Origin of the sequence: Streptomyces sp. NPDC102462, from assembly GCF_044765425.1 — a bacterium.
GTDB lineage: Bacteria > Actinomycetota > Actinomycetes > Streptomycetales > Streptomycetaceae > Streptomyces.
Window position 1 is genome coordinate 17542 of sequence record NZ_JBIWKB010000060.1, and the last position, 19819, is coordinate 37360.

Consider the following 19819-nt stretch of genomic DNA (forward strand, 5'->3'; position numbering starts at 1 on the left):
GTGCGGGAACTGGAGATTTCGGACGCCTGGGTCCTGGAGCCCAAGGTCTTCCCGGACCACCGGGGCAGCTTCCACGAGTGGTTCCGCGGCGAGGAGTTCCGCGAGGCCACCGGCCACGACCTGAACCTCGCCCAGGCCAACTGCTCGGTGTCCCGGCGGGGCGTGCTGCGCGGGGTGCACTTCGCCGACGTGCCGCCCGGCCAGGCCAAGTACCTGACCTGTGTCCGCGGGGCCGTGCTCGACGTGGTCGTGGACATCCGCGTCGGCTCGCCCACCTACGGCCGGTGGGAGGCGCTGCGGCTGGACGAGGACAACCGGCACGCGGTCTTCCTCGCCGAAGGGCTCGGCCACGCGTTCATGGCGCTCACCGACGACGCCACGGTGCTGTACCTGTGCTCGACCGGCTACGCGCCGCAGCGTGAGCACGCGGTGCACCCGCTGGACCCGCGGCTGGGCATCGAGTGGCCGCGGGGCATCGCACCCGTGCTGTCCGAGAAGGACGCCGCGGCCCCCACTCTGGCCGAGGCGGAGCGGTCCGGTCTGCTGCCCGGTTACGCGGACTGCTCCGCCCACTACGAGCGGCTGCGCTCGGGGCGGCTCAGCGGCTGACGGCGTACTGCGCCACCGCACGGCGCAGCGGCTCCCAGCCGCGGGACCGCTTGGTGCCACGGTTGCGGGCCGCCGCCAGCGGCCCCCAGAAGCCGGCCGACAGCAGCGCCTCGGGCCGCACGGCCGTGGTGCGCTCCAGGATCGACTCGGGCACCTTCTGCGGATCGGGCACCTCGAACTCGGCGACGATCTCGTCGTACCTGTCCCTGAGCACCGTGTCGGACGGGTCGGCCCCGAAGACCAGGAGTTGACCGGTGGGAGCGGTGTCGACGAGGACCGTCACGAGGTCGGGGCGGTGGCGGCCCAGGATCTCCACGAGCTTGTAGACGTCGCCGGTCCAGGCGTTGGTGTGCCGGTCCCGGGCCGCCTCGTCCACGGTGCGCGGCAGCATGTCGTCGAAGACGATCACGCTGGCCCAGTCCGAGTGCCGCTCGATGTTCATGAAGTCGCGCAGCGCGTACTCGAACAGGTGCATGCCGTCGATGAACGACAGATCGAGGGTGGTGCGCCGCCAGTACCCGAGCGGGCTGCGGTTGCGGGCGATGTTGCGCAGCGGGTGCCGGCCGCCCCGCAGATGCGCGAGCGGGTTCTCGCGGGCGAAGAAGTCGTCGCTGGTCGCCTTGGCGAGGTGGACGTCGCAGCGGATCTCCGTGACCACCTTGAACGCGGGGTCAATCGCGATGCTCGGCACCCGGGACAGCGTCAGGCTGCGGCCGTCGTTGACGCCGATCTCCAGGTAGTTGCGGTTCGCGGTGACCTTGTGCAGTTCCCGCAGGAACTCGTGCCGTTTCACTGGGACATCTCCTCGCGGATGTGGGGCAGTGCTTCGTGCAGGGCGGCCCGCCAGTCGCGCGGCGGTGCCAGGCCGATCTCCCGCCACCTGCCGTGCCCGAGGGCGCTGTAGGCAGGCCGGGGCGCGGGGCGCGGGAAGGCGGCGCTGCCGACCGGGCGCACCCGGTCCGGGTCCGCGCCGACCAGCGCGAACACCTCCCGGGCGAGTTCGTGCCAGCTGGCCTCGCCGCAACTGGTGGCGTGGAACACTCCGTGCGGGCCGCCGTCCGGGGCGAGCCGGGCGCCGAGGTCCGCGATCCGGGCGGCCACGTCCGCGCTCCAGGTGGGCTGGCCACGCTGGTCGTCGACCACGTCGACGGTGTCGCGGCGGGCCTCCAGTTCCAGCATGGTGCGCACGAAGCTCGGTCCGTGGGCGCCGTACAGCCAGGCGGTGCGGACGACGACGGCGGCGCCCGGGAGTTCACCGAGCACCGCACGCTCGCCGGCGAGCTTGGTGCGGCCGTAGGCGGTGCGCGGGGCCGGCGGGTGGTCCTCGGGGTAGGGCGTGCGGACGGTGGCCCCCGTGGCCGGGTCCGGGGTGCCGGGCTGCCGCTCGCCGTCGAAGACGTAGTCGGTGGAGATGTGCACCAGGCGGGCGCCCCGGGCGGCGCAGGCGCGGGCGAGCAGGCGCGGCCCGTCGCCGTTGACGGCGAGCGCGCGGGCCTCGTCCGTCTCGGCGGCGTCGACGGCGGTGTACGCCGCGCAGTTGACGACGACGTCCGGGCGGTGTTCCTCGAACGCCCGCCGTACCGCGTCGGGTTCGGTGATGTCGAGTGCCGCGCGGTCAAGGCCGCGTACGTGCGCGCCGCGGCGGAGCAGTTCCCCGACGGTGTCCCGGCCGAGCATGCCGCCCGCCCCGGTGACCAGCCACCTCATCGCGTCCCCCGCTGTTTGAGCGGCTGCCACCAGGCGCGGTGGTCGCGGTACCAGGCGACGGTCTCGGCGAGGGCGGTGGTGAAGTCGCGCCGCGGGCGGTAGCCCAGCTCGTCGCGGGCCTTGCTCCAGTCGACCGAGTAGCGCAGGTCGTGGCCCTTGCGGTCGGCAACGTGGTCGACCCGGTCCCAGTCGGCGCCGCAGGCCGCCAGCAGCAGGGCGGTGAGGTCCCGGTTGCTCAGCTCGGTGCCGCCGCCGATGTTGTAGACCTCGCCGGGGCGGCCCTTCGCACGGACCAGTTCGATGCCCCGGCAGTGGTCGTCGACGTGCAGCCAGTCGCGGACGTTGCGCCCGTCCCCGTACAGCGGGACCCTGAGGCCGTCCAGCAGGTTGGTGACGAACAGCGGGACGACCTTCTCCGGGAACTGGTGCGGGCCGTAGTTGTTGGAGCAGCGGGTGACCCGGACGTCGAGCCCGTGGGTGCGGTGGTAGGCGAGGGCGAGCAGGTCGGCGGACGCCTTCGAGGCGGAGTAGGGGGAGTTGGGGGCCAGCGGGTGGGTCTCGGGCCAGGAGCCGGACTCGATGGAGCCGTAGACCTCGTCGGTGGAGATGTGCACGAACGGGCCGACGCCGTGGCGCAGGGCCGCGTCCAGCAGCGTCTGGGTGCCGACCACGTTGGTGAGCACGAACTCGCCGGCCGCGTCGATCGACCGGTCCACGTGCGATTCGGCGGCGAAGTGCACGACCTGGTCGGCGTCCGCCATCAGCTTGTCGACCAGGCCGGCGTCGCGGATGTCGCCGTGCACGAAGTCGAGGCGTGGGTGGCCGACGGGCAGGTTGGTCAGCGTGCCGGCGTAGGTGAGCTTGTCGAGCACCGTGATCCGGGGCGCCTGCGGGGCGTCGGCGGCGAGCAGCGCGCGCACGTATGCGGAGCCTATGAACCCGGCGGCGCCGGTGACGAGGAGATTCATGAACGGATCTGCACCTTGCTGTGGTCTCCGAGGACGAGGCGGTGGGCACTGGGCACCTTGGCCGTCGGGGTCACCTCGACATGCCGGCCGATCAGCGAGGACTCGATCCGGCCCACCCCGTCGATGGACGAGTCCCGCAGCACGATGGAGAACTCCAGTTCGCTGCCGGTGATCCGGCAGTTCTCCGCGACGGAGGTGAAGGGCCCGACGTAGGAGTCGCGGACGACGGTCCCGGCCCCGATGACGGCGGGGCCGACGATCCGCGAGTTGAGTATGCGCGCGCCCCGCTCGACCACCACCCGGCCGACGGTCTCGGACCGCTCGTCCACCTCGCCGTCGATGCGCCGCTGCACGGACTCCAGGACGGTCCGGTTGACCTCCAGCATGTCGCCGACGTTGCCGGTGTCCTTCCAGTAGCCCTCGACGAGTGTGGAGCGCACGTCGGCGTCGGCGTCGATGAGGTGCTGGATGGCGTCGGTGATCTCCAACTCGCCGCGCCAGGACGGCTGCACGGCGCGTACGGCCTCGTGGACGGCGGGGGTGAACAGATAGACGCCGACCAGCGCCAGGTCGCTCTTGGGCTGCCGCGGCTTCTCTTCGAGGCCCACCACCCTGCCGGACGCGTCGAGTTCGGCGACGCCGAAGGAGCGCGGGTCGGGGACGTGGGTGAGCAGGATCTGGGCGTCGGGGCGGCACACCCGGAACTCCTCGACGAGGTCGCTGATGCCGCCGACCACGAAGTTGTCGCCGAGATACATCACGAAGTCGTCGTCCCCGAGGAAGTCCCGCGCGATCAGCACCGCGTGGGCCAGTCCCAGGGGCCGCTCCTGGGGTATGTACGTCACCTTCAGGCCGAACGCCGAGCCGTCGCCGACCGCCGCCTCGATCTCGGCGGCGGTGTCGCCGACGATCATCCCGACCTCGGTGATCCCGGCCGCCGCGATGGACTCGAGACCGTAGAACAGCACGGGTTTGTTGGCCACCGGCACGAGCTGTTTCGCCGATGTGTGCGTGATCGGACGCAGCCGTGTACCGGCGCCGCCGGAGAGCACGAGTGCCTTCATCTGCCACACCCTATAGGCGATCGTCCGGATCGGACCTTCGTTTGTCTTGCCGGCCGGTTACGACGGTACGTCCTCGGCGCTACCGGAACCTTGCCGGGGGGTGGAATCCGGCTGGGCGCAGGGTTGCCGTCACCGGGGCGACGGTGTCAGGTCCCCTCCGGTTCGATCGCGTCCCGCTGCACCTCGGCCTCGACGTCGGTCAGGGACCGGCCCTCGTCGCGGGCGTACTCCCTCAGCGCGGTCTGCAGGTCCCGGGCCAGGTCCCGCCAGGCCCGTACGGCGGTCTCGTAGGTGTCGGCCTGGGTGGCGGTCAACTGGGCCTCGGCCGGGGGTCCGTAGGCTTCCCGCAGCTCCTGTACCTGGGCGTGGGCGGCGTCGGCCGCGCGCTGTTTGGCGACGAGTTCTTCGAAGGTGTGCGACACGGCATGGACCCTAGGCACGGCGTGCGCGCCGTGCCACCGCGACCTGCCGGGCGGGCCGGGCACCGGTACCCGTGTGGCGGTCAGCCGCCGAGCGTCAGCTCGGCCCACACCTGTTTGCCGCCGCCCGCCGGTACCGTCCCCCACGCCGCCGACATGGCCTCCACCAGCAGGATGCCCCGGCCGCCCGTGGCCTCCCAGCCGAGGCTGGTGGGTTTGACGGGGGTGCGGGGCGAGACGTCGGCGACGGCGACGCGGAAGCGGTGGTTGACCAGCGTGAGGTCGAGGCGTACCTGGCCGTCGGTGTGCACGAGCGCGTTGGTGACCAGTTCGGAGACGACGAGGAGCACGGCGTCCCCGGTGTCGGCGGGCACTCCCCAGGAACGCAGGGTGCGCCGGGTGAAGCGGCGGGCGTGCCGCACCGCCTCGGGCACCCGCCACACGGTCCAGCTCTCCCGTCGCGGGCGTACGGCCATCCCGTCGTAGCGCAGGAGCAGCAGCGCCACGTCGTCGCCGCGGTGGGCGCCGCGGAGCAGGGCGTCGGCGACCTGCCCCAGGTGGGCCGGGTCGGCGGCGGCCAGCTCGCGGGCGAGCCGGTTCAGGCCCGCGTCGACGTCCTCCTCGGCGGACTCGACCAGGCCGTCGGTGGTCAGCGCGAGCAGGGTGCCGGGCCGCAGCCGCAGCTGGGTCATCGGGAAGTCGGCCTGGGGCAGCACGCCGAGCGGGGGTCCGCCCGCCGCCTCCACGACCTGGGTGCCGGCGTCCGGGTGGCGCAGCACGGGGGGCAGGTGACCGGCCCGTACGCACCAGGCCGAGCCCTCCTCCATGTCGACGTCGACATAGGCGCAGGTGGCGAAGAGGTCCGTCTCCATCTCCATCAGGAGCCGGTTGGCGTGCGAGACGACCACGTCGGGCGGGTGGCCCTCGGCGGCGTAGGCGCGCAGCGCGGTGCGCATCTGCCCCATGAGGGTGGCGGCGCCCGCGTTGTGGCCCTGGACGTCGCCGATGACGAGGGCGACGTGGTTGTCGGGCAGCGGGATCACGTCGTACCAGTCGCCGCCGACCTCCAGGCCCGCGGTGGTCGGCAGATAGCGGGCGACGGCGACCCCGCCGGGCAGCCGGGGCAGCCGGCGCGGCAGCAGGGCGCGTTGCAGCATGCCGACCAGCTCGTGCTCGGCGTCGAAGGCGCGGGCGCGCATCAGGGCCTGCCCGGCCAGGCCCGCGGAGGCGGTGAGCAGGGCGCGCTCGTCGGGGCCGAAGTCGTGGGGGCGGTCCCAGCCGATCAGGCAGGCGCCGGCGGTGCGGCCGGCGGCGGACAGCGGCAGCACGGCAAGGCCGCCGGGCCCGACGCCGGCGAGTGCGGGCTCCAGGGCGGTGCCCGCCGGCCAGATCCGGGCGCGGCCCTCGCTGAGGGCCGCGGCGAGGGTGGGCATGGAGCGCACCGGGGCGTCGGGCCACTCGCTGCGCCACTCGCTGCGCCACAGCTCGGGCCAGGCCGCGGGTTCGGGCGGGTCGAGGACGATGACCACGAGCCGGTCGTTCTCCAGCTCGGCGAGGGCGATCCGGTCGGCCTTGAGCGGTCCGCGCAGGGCGGCCACCACGGCCTGGCTGACGTCCTTGACGGTGCCCGCGATGGCGAGGGACGCGGCAAGACGCTGCACACGGGCCACATCGGTGACGTCGGAGCGGACTGTGGAGGCATCCGCCACGGTGCCGACGAGCCGGGCCGGGCGGCGGTCGCCGCCGGGCAGCAGCCGGCCGCGCAGCCGCAGCCACTTCGGCGGGCCTGAGGGCTGCACGACGCGGAACTCCAGCTCGCGTTCGCCGACCGACATGTGGTCGGCCTCGACGACGGACATGAGCGAGGGCAGGTCCTCGGGCACGGTCAGGCCGAGCAGCGTCTCCACCTTGCCGTCGAACGTGCCCCGGGCGATGCGGAACAGCTCCAGGATCCGCTCGCCGACCTCGATCCGGCCGGTGTCCATGGCCAGGCTGAACGCGTCGGCGGGCAGTTCGCCGGACTCCTCGGGCCGGGCCGCCTCGGGCAGCGGGACCGCGCCGGCGACCAGGGCGAGGACGGCGCGGTCCGCGCCGTCGAAGCCGTGGGGGTTCTCGGTCGCGGCGAGCAGCACGCCGTCGCCGTGCACCGGGAGTGCGGCCACCCAGAAGTCCGGTGACGGGGTGCGCCGCGCCCCGGGCGAGCCGGCCAGTTCCTCGGGTCCGAGCCAGCGCGGCTGCCCGGTGCGGTGTGCCTCGGCGGCCGGGGAGCGGCCGGAGACGGGATAGCTGTCGCGCAGTCCGTACAGGGTGCGCGGCAGTCCCGCCGACTCGGTGAGGCAGAGCAGGGTGCCGTCGTCACCGAGGGTGTACAGGCCGGCGAAGGCCGCGCCGGCGAGGACGAGGGCCTGTTCGAGGACGCGGCGGGGCCGGTCGGCGGTCCTGGGGTCGGCGGCGAGCGCTTCGAGGGCGGCTTCGGCACGCTCCGTCCTCGTTCCGCGCACCGCAGCGCCCTCACTGACCACGTCCGCCATTACAGCGCTTATGGGAGGTCTGCGCAGCCCCTGCGACCGTCCCGTGGAGCCACGGACCGGCCGTCCACCGGGCCCTACGGCGCAATCCGCGAGCGCCCGCGGGGGCGACACCGCGCGTTTGTGCCAGGTTGACGGCCCCTGCCTCACACACAGTCACCGCCCCACCCGGCCGGCCCCGCACGGACGGCGCCCCGCCGTGACGGGCGGCACCGAAGGAAAGGCGACCAGCCGGGATCGACGGCACCGCGCGGACGACGACCAGCGGGGACGGACCGCGCCCCACGGACGGTGACCGGCCGGGGCGGACGGTGGTCCGGCGGGATGGGCGGCGCCGTGAGGGCGGTGGCCGGCCGAGGGGACGGCGGTGCCGGAGGTGTGGCCGGCACCGCTGAGGCGCCACGCGGAGGGCCGGCGACCCCGGCAGACGCCGCACCGGCCTCCGCCGCCGGGCCCGGCGGCGGACAGGGGCATGCAGGGGCCCTCGGCGCGGCGCTCCCGCGCACCCCCATATCGCCCGCCTCCCTCACCCCAGTCGCCGTCGCCGTACGCCGTCGCCGTCAGGCCCGGCGGTCACCGTCCCGCCCCAAGCGCCCGCCGCCCCTCGGCCGACGGGGTGGCCGGTGGTTTCACCGGCCCGGGGGCCGGCCGTGGGTGGCGTTCGCCGTGCGGGGGGCGGCGCCGCGAGGGAGTCTTGTGGCCTGGGATGCGCGGCGCGCCGCGTGAGGAGGTGGTCGCCGTGTCCGACGGGCGGACGCCCCCGCCGACCGCGGCCGACGCGCGGTCCGGCCGGCCGCTGCTGTCGCTGTCCCTGGCGGCGATGATGGAGCAGGTCGACGCGCACGCCGGCGCGGTCTATCTGCTGGCTCCGGACGAGCCCGTGCTGGAGATGGCGGTGATGGCGGGGCTGCCGCGGGCGTTCGCGGCGCCGTGGGAGCGGATCGGGCTGAGCGCGCCGGTCCCGGTGTCCGAGGCGGTCCGCGAGCGCCGGCTGGTCTGGGTGGGCGGCGAGGAGGACATGGCACGCCGCTACCCGCGGATCTCGGTTGTCCTCCCCTACCCCTTCGCGCTGGCCGCGCTGCCCCTGGCCACCGCGGGCGCCGCCTACGGCGCGGTGTACGTGACCTGGCCGGCGACGCATCCGCCGGAGCTGTCCGACCGGGAGCGCGACCATCTCACGCGGGCCTGCCATCTGCTCGCGGCACGCCTGGAACGGGCCGCGCGGGAGCGGCGCGCCACACGGCACGAGCCGGACCTGCCGGCGGCCCCGGCGCCGGACCTGGCGGGCACGCCGGGAACCGTCGAGGCGGCCCGGATGGTGGCCCGGCTGCCGTACGGGCTGGTGTCGCTGGATCTGCACGGCCGGGTGGGCTTCGCCAACGCCGCGGCGGCCGAACTGCTCGGCGCCGCCGCCGAGGACCTGCTGGGCACCCATCTGTGGGCCTCGGTGCCCTGGCTGAACGACCCCGTCTACGAGGACCGTTACCGGGCGGCGCTGATCAGCCAGCGCACCACCTCGTTCGTGGCGCTGCGCCCGCCGGGCGACTGGCTGTCCTTCCGGCTGTACCCGAGCACGAGCGGGCTGAGCGTGCGCATCGGCAGGGCCCGCGCGGCGGCGGAGCTGGCGCAGCACGCGCCGCGCGCCGAGAGCGTCCCGGCTGGTCACGATCTCGCAGGTGCTGAGCCTCACGGGTGCGCTGACCGAGGCGGTGGGCGTGCAGGACGTGGTGCAGCTCGTCGCGCACGAGATCTGCCCGGCCGTGGGCAGTCAGGCCCTCGTCCTGCTGGGCTCCCAGGCCGGGCGGCTGCATGTGCTGGGGCACCGCGGGTACGCGGACACGCGGGTCGCCGAGCGGTTCGACGGCCTGCCGCTTGCCGAACGCACGCCCGAAACGCATGTCCTCAGGAGCGGGGTGCCGGCCTTCTTCGAGTCGCGGCAGCAGCTGGAGCACCTGTATCCGAACCGGCGCGCGGCCCCGGACGGCTTCGCTGCCTGGGCCCATCTGCCGCTGATCGCGTCGGGGCGGCCGGTGGGCACCTGTGTGCTCGCCTACGCGCAGCCGCACGCCTTCCCCGCGGACGAGCGGGCCGTGCTGACCAGCCTGGGCGGGCTGATCGCGCAGGCCCTGGAGCGGGCCAGGCTCTACGACGCCAAGAACCAGCTGGCGCACGGGCTTCAGGCGGCCCTGCTGCCGCACTCGCTGGTCCGGCTGCCCGGCATCGAGGCGGCGGCCCGCTATCTTCCGGCCACGCAGGGCATGGAGATCGGCGGCGACTTCTACGACCTGGTGCCGACCCGGCCGTTCGCGGCGGCGGTGATCGGGGACGTCCAGGGCCACAATGTGACCGCGGCCGGGCTGATGGGGCAGATCCGTACCGGGGTGCGGGCGTTCACGACCGGGGGTCAGTCGCCCGAGGAGGTCATGAGCAGCACCAACCGGCTGCTGATCGACCTGGGGGCCGAGCTGTTCGCGAGCTGTCTGTATCTGCGGCTGGACCCGACGCGCGGGCGGGCCGTGATGGCGCGGGCGGGGCATCCGCCGCCGCTGCTGAGACGGCCGGACGGCCGGGTGCGGGTCCTGGACCTGGCGGGCGGCCCGCTGCTGGGCATCGACGCTGCGGCGACATATCCGACCACGGAGGTCGGGCTCGCTCCCGGCACGCTGCTGGCCCTGTACACGGACGGCCTGATCGAGTCGCCCGGCATCGACATCGAGGACGCGCTGGCCGATCTGGGCGAACTGCTGGCCACGGCGGGCGACCAGCCGCTGGAGTACCTGGCCGACGAGGTCGTGCGGCACAGCGTGGCGGCGCGCGAGCGGGCCGACGACGTGGCGGTGCTGCTGCTGCGGGCGCGGGCGGACGGCTGAGCCGCGGCCGGCGCGCGACGCGGCCCGGCCCTCCCGCCGGAGGGCCGGGCCGTCCACTGTCGGCCGGAACCGCGGGTGAGGCCGATCAGTGGGTCCTGGAGCGGGACGCCCCGGCGTGCGCCCCGGTGCCGGTCTGATCACCGGTGCCGGACTGATCACCGGTGCCGGCGCCGGACTGGTCACCGGTGCCATTGCCGGACTGGTCGCCGGTACCGGACTGGCCGCCGTCCATCGGGCCGCCCGCGCCGGACGGGTCCTGTGCGGACGCGGACGGGTCGGCGGCCCCGCCGACCCCGTCGCCGCCCGCCTGGTCGCCGCCGCCCGCCTGGTCGCCGCCGCCGTTCTGGTCGCCCGCGCCGCCGGCGCCGAGGGTGGCGCCGGTCGCCTGGAGGGCGGTGGTCACCGGCTGGAAGAAGGTCTCGCCGCCGCTGGTGCAGTCGCCGCTGCCGCCGGAGGTGAGGCCGAGCGCGCTGCCGTCCTGGGTGAACAGCGGTCCGCCGCTGTCGCCGGGTTCGGCGCACACGTCCGTCTGGATCAGCCCGGTGACGGTGTCCACGCCACTCGGGTCGGTCTCGCTCTGGAAGTTCACGGTCGCGTCGAGCCCCGTGACCGTGCCGTCGTGCAGACCGGTCGTCGAGCCCATCCGGAGCACCGCCTGGCCGACGGTGGCCTCGGCGGCCTGGGCGATCTGCACGCTCTGCCCGCCTGAGACATTGACCTCGCTGGGCGCCTGCGTGGTGGCGTCGTCGTAGGTGACCAGGGAGAAGTCGCCCTCGCCCGGGAAGGTCGCCTGGTCCACGGTGGCGATCGGCTGACCGGTCTCGGAGTCGGACCAGTTCTCGGCGGCGACCCCGCAGTGACCGGCCGTCAGGAAGGCGGGGCTGCCGTCGGAGGCGGTGACGTTGAAACCCAGCGAGCAGCGGACGGTGCCGCCCTGCACCTGGGAGAAGACGGCGTCGCCGCCCGCGACGAAGGTCTTGAAGGTGCCCGCGGACTTCTTGATGGTCGCCATGCCGGAACCGAGGCCCTGGACGGTCGACTCCAGCCTGTCCCAGCGGGCGCCGGTGACCGTGCTGTCGGCGGTGACCAGGATCCGGTTGGTCCGCGGGTCGACGGCCCATGAGGTGCCGGGGATGGTCGCCTCGGTCCGCAACGTCCGCGCGGCGGACTGCAGTTCGGCCGTGCTGTTGTCGACCCTGCGGACGACCGCGCCGGCCTGCTCCGCGCGGAGCGTCGCGTTCTCGTCGCCGCCGGCCACGTTGACGACGAGTTGCCGGCTGCCGCTGTCGTAGTAGGAGCCGGCGAAGGCGTCGCCGAGCAGGCCGCGCACCTGCGCGGCGAGATCCGAGGCGTCGTTCGCCCTCAGGGTCCTGGGGGCCGCGCCGGCCGCCTCCTCGTCCTGGGACGCGTTGGCGTTGGGCAGCAGGAGGGCCGCGGCCCCGAGCGCCGCTACACCGCCCACCGCGATCGCGGCCTTGCGCTTCGGAATTCGCTTGTGACTCAACCTTCTCGACCTCCTGGGGACGGGGTCTGTGCCGCTGTCGGGCAGTGGATCGGGGGCGCGCCTGGCTGGCCCTAGGTACGGACGGGTCGCGCGGGGCGTTCAATCACGTCCGCCAACTCGCCCTGCGCACAGGCGAATCGGCCATGCGGTACGTGCCGCGGGGGCCGCCGGGCAGTCGGCCTTCGAGGCGCGTGCTGCGGTACGGCGGTGGCTGCCGTGGGCCGGTGCGGTGTGCGCCGGTCGGGTGCTGGTCGGCGGGGCCGTGGTGGGGCTGGGCGTGGCCGGGGCGCTGTGGCGGTGGCGGCGCCGGCAGAGGGCCGCGGCCGGGGCGGGGGAGGCCGATGCCGCCGAGGTCGCTCGCCAACTGCCGCTCGCCGCGGACCTCCTGGCGGCGTGCGTCGCGGCCGGTGCCGGCCCGGTGATCGCCGCTCAGGCCGTCGGCGAGGCCCTGGCGGGACCCGTCGGGGAAGGGCTCGCGCGGGGTGCGGCGGAGGTGCGGCTGGGCGGTGAACGGGCCGATGCCTGGCGGCGGTTGGCGGCCCTGCCGGGCGCCCGGCCGCTGGCCCGGCTGCTGGAGCGGGCCGACGAGTCCGGGCTGCCCGCGGCGGGGCCCGTCGCCCGGCCGGCCACGGACGCCCGCGCGCAGTGGACACGCACGCGGGCCCGGGAACAATCCCCTATGACGATGACCACCGCCGAAGCCGGCACGTCCGCCGCGCCGGCCTCGCTCCCCGGGTGTTCGGTCCCGGGCCGTCCGTCGGGGCGCTCGGCGAGGACCGTGCCGGGCCGTCCGCCCCGGTCGGGGCGGACGGCCCGGATGGGCGGCGGACGGTCGGGGCAACCGACGCCCTGCCGGCGGGCGGTGACGGGTTCGGATGTCCTGATCCAGGCAGTTCCCTTGACACGCTCCGCACTCACTTGATCACTGCGCGTTTCGAACGGGTGGCGGAATCACCGGTTCAGGGAATCTGCACATCGATTGCCCAAGCGGGTCACGGGAACCGGCGGATCTGCACAACCGCGCGCCCCCTCCCATGTCTTTGGCGCGGAGTGCCGGAATCCGCGCGGTGGTGGCAAGCGTTCGGGTGCACCGATGCCGTGCCGCATGTGAAGGAGTCGCCGACAAGCCGTGCGCACACCTGCACCGCACAGGCCCCGGTGGTTCCCAAGTGCCCAGGTGAGGGCGGTGAGTGATTGGAAGGGCGAGCCGCGTGCGTGCTTTGATCCAACGCACCGCGGGGCCTTGCGGGGTTCCCGGAGACGGGCGCCCGGCGCCCGCGGCCCGCGGCCGTCCCCAGAGGGGGCCGCTCTCCCCCTTGTGAATATCCATATGAAGGGAAGTTCCGACATGAACTCCACCCCCCAGGTCGAGACCGCCGAGATCTCCGACGCCGAGCTGGACAACGTCTCCGGCGGCCTCTCCCTGAACGCCGTCGGCACCGTCACCGGCCTGGTGGACGGCGTCGCCCCGGTCTCCGGCCTGGTCAACACCGCCGTGGGCACCGTCGAGGGTGTCACCGGTCTGAACACCCAGCCGGTCACCAGCCTGGTCGCCGGTCTCTGACCGCACCTCGTTGCCGCCGGGTCCCGGAGCCGTCCGACGGCTCCGGGACCCTCCGGCGTTGCGCCGTCCGCCGTGACCACATCACCTCGCAGGTGAGGGAAGTTCCGTGCAGTTCCGCCAACAGGCCCTCGCCAAGCTCCAGTCACCGGAGGAGCTGGACCTTCCGGTGCGCCTCGCCCGCCCGCAGGGCTGGCTCGCGCTGTCCGTCACGCTCGTCGTGCTGGCGGCAGCCGCCGTGTGGGCGGTGACCGGTTCGGTCGCCTCCACGGTCGGCGCACCCGCCGTCCTCACGCACGGGCAGGGCAGTTACCTCCTGCAGAGCCCGGTCGCGGGACAGGTCACCGCCGTTCTCGCCCGGCAGGGCGAGCGGCTGCCCGCCGACGCGCCCGTGCTGAAGGTCCGCACGGCCAAGGGCGACTCCGTCGTGCGCACGGTCGCCCCCGGCCGGGTCACCGCGCTGTCCGCCACCATCGGCCAGATCATCGGCACCGGCGCGAACATCGCCGCCGTGGAGAAGGTCGCCCACGCCTCGGACCCGCTGTACGCGACGGTGTACGTGCCCGCCGAGAACGCCGCCGCCATCCCCGCGCACGCCCCCGTCGACCTGACCGTGTCGTCGGTGCCCACGCAGGTGTACGGGGTGCTGCGCGGCCATGTGAAGTCGGTGGACCGCACCGCCCAGTCCGCGCAGTCGATCGCGGCGTTCCTCGGCGACAGCCAGCTGGGCGAGCAGTTCACCCGAGCGGGCCGCCCGGTGGCCGTCCTGGTCGCGCTCGACAAGTCGGCGACGAAGAGCGGCTTCCGGTGGTCCACGGCCGGCGGGCCGCCGTTCGGGCTCGATTCCATGACCCTCGCCTCCGCCTCGGTCAAGCTGGCCGACCAGCGTCCCGTCGATTGGCTGCTGCCGTGAGCACGACAGAGAAGACCCGTGACCGCCGACGCGCCGGTTCGGCGAAGCGTCCGGTGCCCAGGCCCCGCGGCGGCACGGTCCGCACCCCTACGGTGCTCCAGATGGAGGCCGTCGAATGCGGCGCCGCCTGTCTCGCGATGGTCCTCGGCCACTACGGCCGGCATGTGCCGTTGGAGGAGCTGCGCATCGCCTGCGGTGTCTCGCGCGACGGCTCCCGCGCCTCCAACCTGCTGAAGGCGGCCCGCAGTTACGGCCTGACGGCCAAGGGCATGCAGATGGACCTGGCCGCGCTCGCCCAGGTCGCGGCACCGGCCGTGCTGTTCTGGGAGTTCAACCACTACGTCGTCTACGACGGCATGGGCCGCCGCTTCGGCCGGCGCGGGGTGTACATCAACGACCCCGGCAAGGGCCGCCGGTTCGTGCCCATGGAGGAGTTCGACGGCAGCTTCACCGGCGTGGTGCTGGTGATGGAACCGGGCGACGGCTTCCGCAGGGGCGGGCGCCGGCCGGGCGTGCTCGGCGCGATGCCGGCCCGGCTGCGCGGCACCGCGGGCACCCTGCCCGCCGCCGTCCTGGCCAGCCTGCTGCTGGTCGCGGTCGGCGCGGCCGTGCCCGCGCTCAGCCGCACCTACATCGACATGTTCCTCATCGGCGGCCAGACCTCGCTGCTCGGCGTGCTGTTCGCCTCGATGGCCACCTGTGTGCTGCTCACCCTGGTGCTGACCTGGCTCCAGCAGGCCAACCTGCTGCACGGCCGGATCATCTCCTCCACTCTGTCCAGCGCCCGCTTCCTGCGCCATCTGCTGCGGCTGCCCGTCACGTTCTTCTCCCAGCGCTCCCCCGCCGACCTGGTGCAGCGGCTGCAGTCCAACGACCAGGTCGCCGAGACCCTGGCCCGCGACCTCGCGGCGGCGGGCGTGGACGCCGTCGTGGTCCTGCTGTACGCGGTGCTGCTCTACACCTACGACCCGCAGCTGACGTTCGTCGGCATCGGTGTGGCGCTGCTCAACGTGGTGGCCATGCGGCTGGTCGTACGGCTGCGGGCGACCCGCACGGCGAAGCTGCGGGCGGACACCGCACGGCTGACCAACACGTCGTACACCGGGTTGCAGCTGATCGAGACGATGAAGGCGACCGGCGGCGAGGACGGCTACTTCCGCAAGTGGGCCGGGCAGCACGCCACCACGCTGGAGGAGCAGCAGCGGCTCGGGGTGCCGAGCGCATGGCTCGGTGTGGTCGCGCCGACGCTCGCCACGTTCAACAGCGCGCTGATCCTGTGGATCGGCGGTCTGCGGGCGGTGGAGGGCCATATCTCGGTCGGTCTGCTGGTGGCGTTCCAGGCGCTGGTGGCCCGCTTCACGGCACCGCTGACCCGGCTGAACGGGGTGGCGGGCCGCATCCAGGACTTCGCGGCCGACGTGGCCCGGCTGAAGGACGTGGAGAACTTCCAGGCCGATCCGCGCTATGCCAGGCCCGGCTCGGGCGACTCGACGCGCCGGCTGCACGGGCATGTCGAGCTGGAGAACGTGACGTTCGGCTACAGCCCGCTGGACAAGCCGCTGCTGGACGGGTTCGACCTGACCGTGGGCCCGGGACAGCAGGTGGCGCTGGTGGGCGGCTCGGGCAGCGGCAAGTCCACCGTCTCCCGGCTGATCTCGGGCCTGTACGCCCCGTGGGACGGGGTGATCCGCATCGACGGCCGCAGGCTGGAGGACATTCCGCGCGGCGCGCTGGCCGCCTCCGTCTCCTTCGTGGACCAGGACGTCTTCCTCTTCGAGGGCTCGGTCCGCGACAACGTGGCCCTGTGGGATCCCTCGATCCCGGACGAGGCCGTGGTGGAGGCGCTGAAGGACGCGGCGCTGTACGACATGGTGCTGCGCCGTCCGGGCGGCATCCACGGCAGGGTCGAGCAGGACGGCCGCAACTTCTCCGGCGGGCAGCGCCAACGCCTTGAGATCGCACGGGCGTTGGTGCGCCGGCCCAGCATCCTGGTGCTGGACGAGGTGACCAGCGCGCTGGACGCGGAGACCGAACTGGTCGTGATGGACAACCTGCGTCGGCGCGGCTGCGCCTGTGTGGTGATCGCGCACCGGCTGAGCACGGTCCGCGACAGCGACGAGATCGTGGTGCTCCAGCACGGCACGGTCGTCGAGCGCGGCCGGCACGAGGAGCTGGTGGCCCGCGGCGGCGCGTATGCGGCTCTGGTCAGGGAGTGCTGAGATGACGACGGTTCAGGAGGGGTACGACGGCGATGTCGTCCTCGGCGCGCTCGGCTCGCTGGGCACGCGCGTGGACTGCGCCGGCCTCACCCGCGTCGACCTGGACGGCCCGCAGGTGCTGTGGCTGGTCGCGGCCGGCGCCCTGGACCTGTTCGCGGTGGACGCCGCCCAGCAGGGCCACTGGCACCACCTGGGCCGGCTGGAGGCGGGCGCGCTGCTGCTCGGTCCGGTCACCGGCCCCCAGCACACCCTGGTGGCCCGCCCGGTGCGCGACTGCGTGGTGCACCGCGTCGGCCTGCGCGAGCTGTACCAGCCGGCGCACACCCAGACCTGGTCGTACGACGAGTACGGCACCCCGCAGTACGTTCCGCCCGCCACCAGCCCGCTGGAGTACGCGGTCGCGCTCGGCGTGGGCCGCGGGCTGTCCGTCCTCTTCCAGGCCCCGATGGCCGAGGACCGCTCCCAGGCGCCCGCCGACGACGACGTCTTCTGGATGCAGGTGCCGCCGGGCAGCGTCCAGTACGGCTCGCTCTACGGTGCGGATGCCGCCGCCGATCTGCTGATGGACCCGGCGCTGTGGCAGTCCATGGTGGACCAGCAGTACCGGCTGCTGACCGCACTCGACCGCTGGATCGAGCAGGTGGAGCGCACCCATGAGTCCCGGGCGGCCGCCGGCATCAAGGCCGGTGAGGAGGTCCGCGCCCAGGCCGACCGGACGCTGCTCGCCGCCATCGGCAGGCGCTCGGCGCGCCGCAGCACGGCCGCCGACGCGGATGCCGGGTACGCGGCCTGCAAGCTGGTCGCCGAGGCCGCCGGGATCAGGCTGGCCGAGCCCGCCCGCAGCGGCACCGAGAGCGACCGCCTCGACCCGGTGGAGCGGGTGGCCCTCGCCTCCCGGGTGCGCACCCGGGCCGTGCGGCTCCAGGGGCGCTGGTGGCGGGAGAACGTGGGCCCACTGGTCGGGCACCGGGCGCTGTCCGGGGCACCGGTCGCGCTGCTGTGGCGGCGCGGCGGCTATGTGGCCGTCCATCCCGGCACCGGGCGCGAGACGCCGGTCGAGAAGGCGAACGCCGAGGAGTTCGAGCCGCGCGCGGTGATGTTCTACCGGCCGCTGCCCGACAAGGGTCTCACGCCGCTCGGCCTGCTGCGGTTCAGCCTGCACGGCACCCGCCGCGACCTGCTCGGTCTGCTCCTCGCGGGGCTGGTGACGGTGGCCGTCGGCGCGCTGGTGCCGGTCGCGACCGGCAGGGTGCTCGGCGCGTACGTGCCGAAGGCGCAGACGGATCTGATCGTCCAGGTCTGCCTGGCCGTGATGGTCAGCGGTGTGGTGGCGGCGGCGTTCACGCTGTTGCAGAACCTGTCCATCCTGCGTCTTGAGGGCCGGATCGAGGCCGCGCTGCAACCGGCCGTGTGGGACCGGCTGTTGCGGTTGCCGACCCGGTTCTTCACCCAGCGCTCCACCGGTGAACTGGCCAGCGCCGCGATGGGTGTCAGCGCGGTGCGCCGGCTGCTGGCGGGCGTCGGCCCGGTGGTCGCGCAGTCGGTGACCGTCGGTGCGATGAACCTGGGCCTGCTGTTCTGGTACAGCCCGTCGATGGCGATGGCGGCGCTCGGCATGCTGGTCGTCATCGCGGCCGTGTTCCTCGGGCTCGGGCTGTGGCAGGTGCGCTGGCAGCGGCGGCTGGTGGTGCTCGGCAACAAGCTGAACAACCAGGCGTTCCAGACCCTGCGCGGCCTGCCCAAGCTGCGGGTGGCGGCGGCCGAGAACTACGCGTACGCCGCCTGGGCGGGACAGTTCGCGCGCAGCCGGGAGCTCCAGCAGCGGGTCGGCCGGATCAAGAACCTCACGACGGTGCTGGGCGCGGTCTATCTGCCGGCCTGCACGCTGCTGATGTTCATGCTGCTGGCGGGTCCGGCGAAGGGCACGATGTCGGCGGCGGACTTCCTCACCTTCAACACCTCGGTGACGATGGTGCTCACCTCGGTCACCCAGCTGACCGGCTCCTTCGTCTCGGCGGTGGCCGCGCTGCCGCTGTTCGAGCAGATCAAGCCGGTCTTCGAGGCGAGCCCCGAGGTGCGCTCGGCGAGCACCCGGCCGGGGCCGCTGTCGGGCGCCCTGGAGGCCCGTCGGCTCTCCTTCCGGTACGCCGACGACGGGCCGCTGGTCCTCGACGACGTGTCCTTCGAGGTGCGGCCGGGCGAGTTCGTGGCGATCGTCGGCCCGAGCGGTTGCGGCAAGTCCACCCTGCTGAGGCTGTTGATCGGGTTCGACCGGCCGGTCTCGGGCAGTGTGCTGTACGACGGGCAGGACCTGGCGGCGCTCGACCAGGCGGCGGTGCGCCGGCAGTGCGGGGTGGTCCTCCAGCACGCCCAGCCGTTCACCGGGTCGATCCTGGACGTCATCTGCGGTGCCGAGCCGTACACCCCCGAGGAGGCGATGGCGGCGGCCGAGCTGGCGGGGCTCGCCGAGGACATCAAGCGGATGCCGATGGGCCTGCACACGATCGTCTCCGGTGGCGGCGCGGTCTCCGGCGGTCAGCGGCAGCGGCTGATGATCGCCCAGGCGCTGATCCGGCGCCCGCGCATCCTGTTCTTCGACGAGGCGACAAGCGCCCTGGACAACGACACCCAGCGCACGGTCATCGAGAGCACGCGCAAGCTGAACGCCACGCGGATCGTGATCGCCCACCGGCTGTCGACGGTGCTGGACGCGGACAGGATCGTGGTGCTTGAGGACGGCCGGATCACCCAGCAGGGCCCGCCCGCCGAGCTGCTGGCCGACACCGGGGGGCGGCTGCACGAGCTGGTGCGGCGGCAGCTGGCGTGAGGGGTCACTCCAGTCCGGGCACGGGGGCGCCGGAGGGCAGGCCGGCGGCGAGATAGCCGGCGTAGTACTCCTTCCAGGGGGCGCTCGCGCCGGCGTGCGGCGCGGTGAAGGCCTGGCCGCGGGCCATCGCGTCCAGGGCGGCGAGACACACCTCCCAGCCGGCGCCGTTGCGGGCGGCCGCGTTCCGCTCGCCGAGGACGTTGGTGAGGGTGAACCGGGTGCGCCGGTCGGCGACCTCCTCCAGGTCGAAGCGCAGTTCGTCGCCGCCCCAGTCGAAGGAGAGGTGCCGGGGCGGGTCGACGGCGAGCACCCGGCCGGTGGACTCCGGCATGTGCGGATCGCCGCTGAAGCGGATGGTGCCGCCGGGCCGCTGCTCGATCTCGGCGTGGGACGGGAACCACTGGGCCATTTCCCGGGGCTCGGTCACGAACCGCCAGACGCGGTCGAGCGGGTGGTCGTAGGTGCGGCTGAAGCGGACGGCGGGGCGACCGTCGTCCAGGGTCACATAGGTTCCGGTGAGTTCGACGGACATGGGGATCAGTCCTTCGGGCTGGAGGGTTCCGTGCTGTCGTCCGACGCCTCGCCGGGCCGGCGGCCCAGGGCTCGGACCCCACGCCTCCACGATCTCCC

The 19819-nt window shown here is 73.8% G+C and carries 14 protein-coding genes and 1 pseudogene; 7 read left to right on the forward strand and 8 right to left on the reverse strand.

Translation table 11 applies throughout. The features are described 5' to 3' along the window. Window positions 1–609: a dTDP-4-dehydrorhamnose 3,5-epimerase gene (gene rfbC / locus ACIRFL_RS35285; protein ID WP_404037001.1), complete on the forward strand. Its 609-nt coding sequence runs from the start codon at window positions 1–3 to the stop codon at window positions 607–609. Here rfbC and ACIRFL_RS35290 read toward each other — a convergent pair. The 6 genes from ACIRFL_RS35290 to ACIRFL_RS35315 form a co-directional block, all read right to left on the reverse strand. Beyond that, the gene (locus ACIRFL_RS35290) at window positions 599–1402 is read right to left on the reverse strand and encodes a class I SAM-dependent methyltransferase (RefSeq protein ID WP_404037004.1); all 804 of its coding nucleotides are present in this window, start codon (window positions 1400–1402) and stop codon (window positions 599–601) included. The two genes, rfbC and ACIRFL_RS35290, sit on opposite strands and share 11 nt — an antisense overlap. Beyond that, on the reverse strand, window positions 1399–2316 hold the full coding sequence (gene rfbD / locus ACIRFL_RS35295; protein WP_404037007.1) for a dTDP-4-dehydrorhamnose reductase: 918 nt from the start codon (window positions 2314–2316) through the stop codon (window positions 1399–1401). Before rfbD ends, ACIRFL_RS35290 begins: the two co-directional genes overlap by 4 nt. Beyond that, a complete protein-coding gene (gene rfbB / locus ACIRFL_RS35300) occupies window positions 2313–3284 on the reverse strand; it encodes a dTDP-glucose 4,6-dehydratase (RefSeq protein WP_404037010.1) in 972 nt (323 codons plus the stop codon). Before rfbB ends, rfbD begins: the two co-directional genes overlap by 4 nt. Then, complete coding sequence (locus ACIRFL_RS35305) at window positions 3281–4348, reverse strand: glucose-1-phosphate thymidylyltransferase (RefSeq protein ID WP_404037012.1); 1068 nt, start codon at window positions 4346–4348, stop codon at window positions 3281–3283. Before ACIRFL_RS35305 ends, rfbB begins: the two co-directional genes overlap by 4 nt. A gap of 146 nt (window positions 4349–4494) precedes the next feature. Then, window positions 4495–4770 carry a hypothetical protein gene (locus ACIRFL_RS35310; RefSeq protein ID WP_404037014.1) on the reverse strand — a complete coding sequence of 92 codons (276 nt, stop codon included), beginning with the start codon at window positions 4768–4770 and terminating at the stop codon, window positions 4495–4497. 80 nt (window positions 4771–4850) lie between these two features. After that, on the reverse strand, window positions 4851–7298 hold the full coding sequence (locus ACIRFL_RS35315) for a SpoIIE family protein phosphatase (RefSeq protein WP_404037017.1): 2448 nt from the start codon (window positions 7296–7298) through the stop codon (window positions 4851–4853). A 727-nt stretch (window positions 7299–8025) separates the two neighbouring features. Between ACIRFL_RS35315 and ACIRFL_RS35320 the strand changes: the two are divergent. After that, a pseudogene (locus tag ACIRFL_RS35320) lies at window positions 8026–10165 on the forward strand (PP2C family protein-serine/threonine phosphatase). Between the two features lie 85 nt (window positions 10166–10250). On the opposite strand, the gene ACIRFL_RS35325 reads toward ACIRFL_RS35320, so the two are convergent. Further along, window positions 10251–11669 (reverse strand): S1 family peptidase, encoded by a 1419-nt coding sequence (locus ACIRFL_RS35325; protein WP_404037019.1) that lies wholly within the window; start codon window positions 11667–11669, stop codon window positions 10251–10253. 244 nt (window positions 11670–11913) lie between these two features. On the opposite strand from ACIRFL_RS35325, the gene ACIRFL_RS35330 reads away from it, so the two are divergent. The 5 genes from ACIRFL_RS35330 to ACIRFL_RS35350 all read left to right on the forward strand — a co-directional run bounded on the left by ACIRFL_RS35330 (window position 11914) and on the right by ACIRFL_RS35350 (window position 19189). Beyond that, window positions 11914–12591, forward strand: a complete 678-nt coding sequence (locus ACIRFL_RS35330) for a hypothetical protein (protein WP_404037021.1) — start codon at window positions 11914–11916, stop codon at window positions 12589–12591. Window positions 12592–13017: 426 nt separating this feature from the next. Further along, window positions 13018–13233, forward strand: coding sequence for a type A2 lantipeptide (locus ACIRFL_RS35335; protein ID WP_404037023.1), 216 nt, complete (start codon window positions 13018–13020; stop codon window positions 13231–13233). 106 nt (window positions 13234–13339) lie between these two features. Then, window positions 13340–14143: an HlyD family efflux transporter periplasmic adaptor subunit gene (locus ACIRFL_RS35340; protein WP_404037025.1), complete on the forward strand. Its 804-nt coding sequence runs from the start codon at window positions 13340–13342 to the stop codon at window positions 14141–14143. Continuing rightward, window positions 14140–16362 carry an NHLP family bacteriocin export ABC transporter peptidase/permease/ATPase subunit gene (locus ACIRFL_RS35345; RefSeq protein WP_404037027.1) on the forward strand — a complete coding sequence of 741 codons (2223 nt, stop codon included), beginning with the start codon at window positions 14140–14142 and terminating at the stop codon, window positions 16360–16362. The genes ACIRFL_RS35340 and ACIRFL_RS35345 overlap by 4 nt, the downstream gene beginning before the upstream one ends. A 1-nt stretch (window position 16363) precedes the next feature. Then, window positions 16364–19189, forward strand: a complete 2826-nt coding sequence (locus ACIRFL_RS35350; protein ID WP_404037030.1) for an NHLP bacteriocin export ABC transporter permease/ATPase subunit — start codon at window positions 16364–16366, stop codon at window positions 19187–19189. A 4-nt stretch (window positions 19190–19193) separates the two neighbouring features. Here the strand turns inward: ACIRFL_RS35350 and ACIRFL_RS35355 are convergent, their stop codons facing one another. Further along, window positions 19194–19721: an SRPBCC family protein gene (locus ACIRFL_RS35355; protein ID WP_404037033.1), complete on the reverse strand. Its 528-nt coding sequence runs from the start codon at window positions 19719–19721 to the stop codon at window positions 19194–19196. Between the last annotated feature and the right edge of the window lie 98 nt (window positions 19722–19819).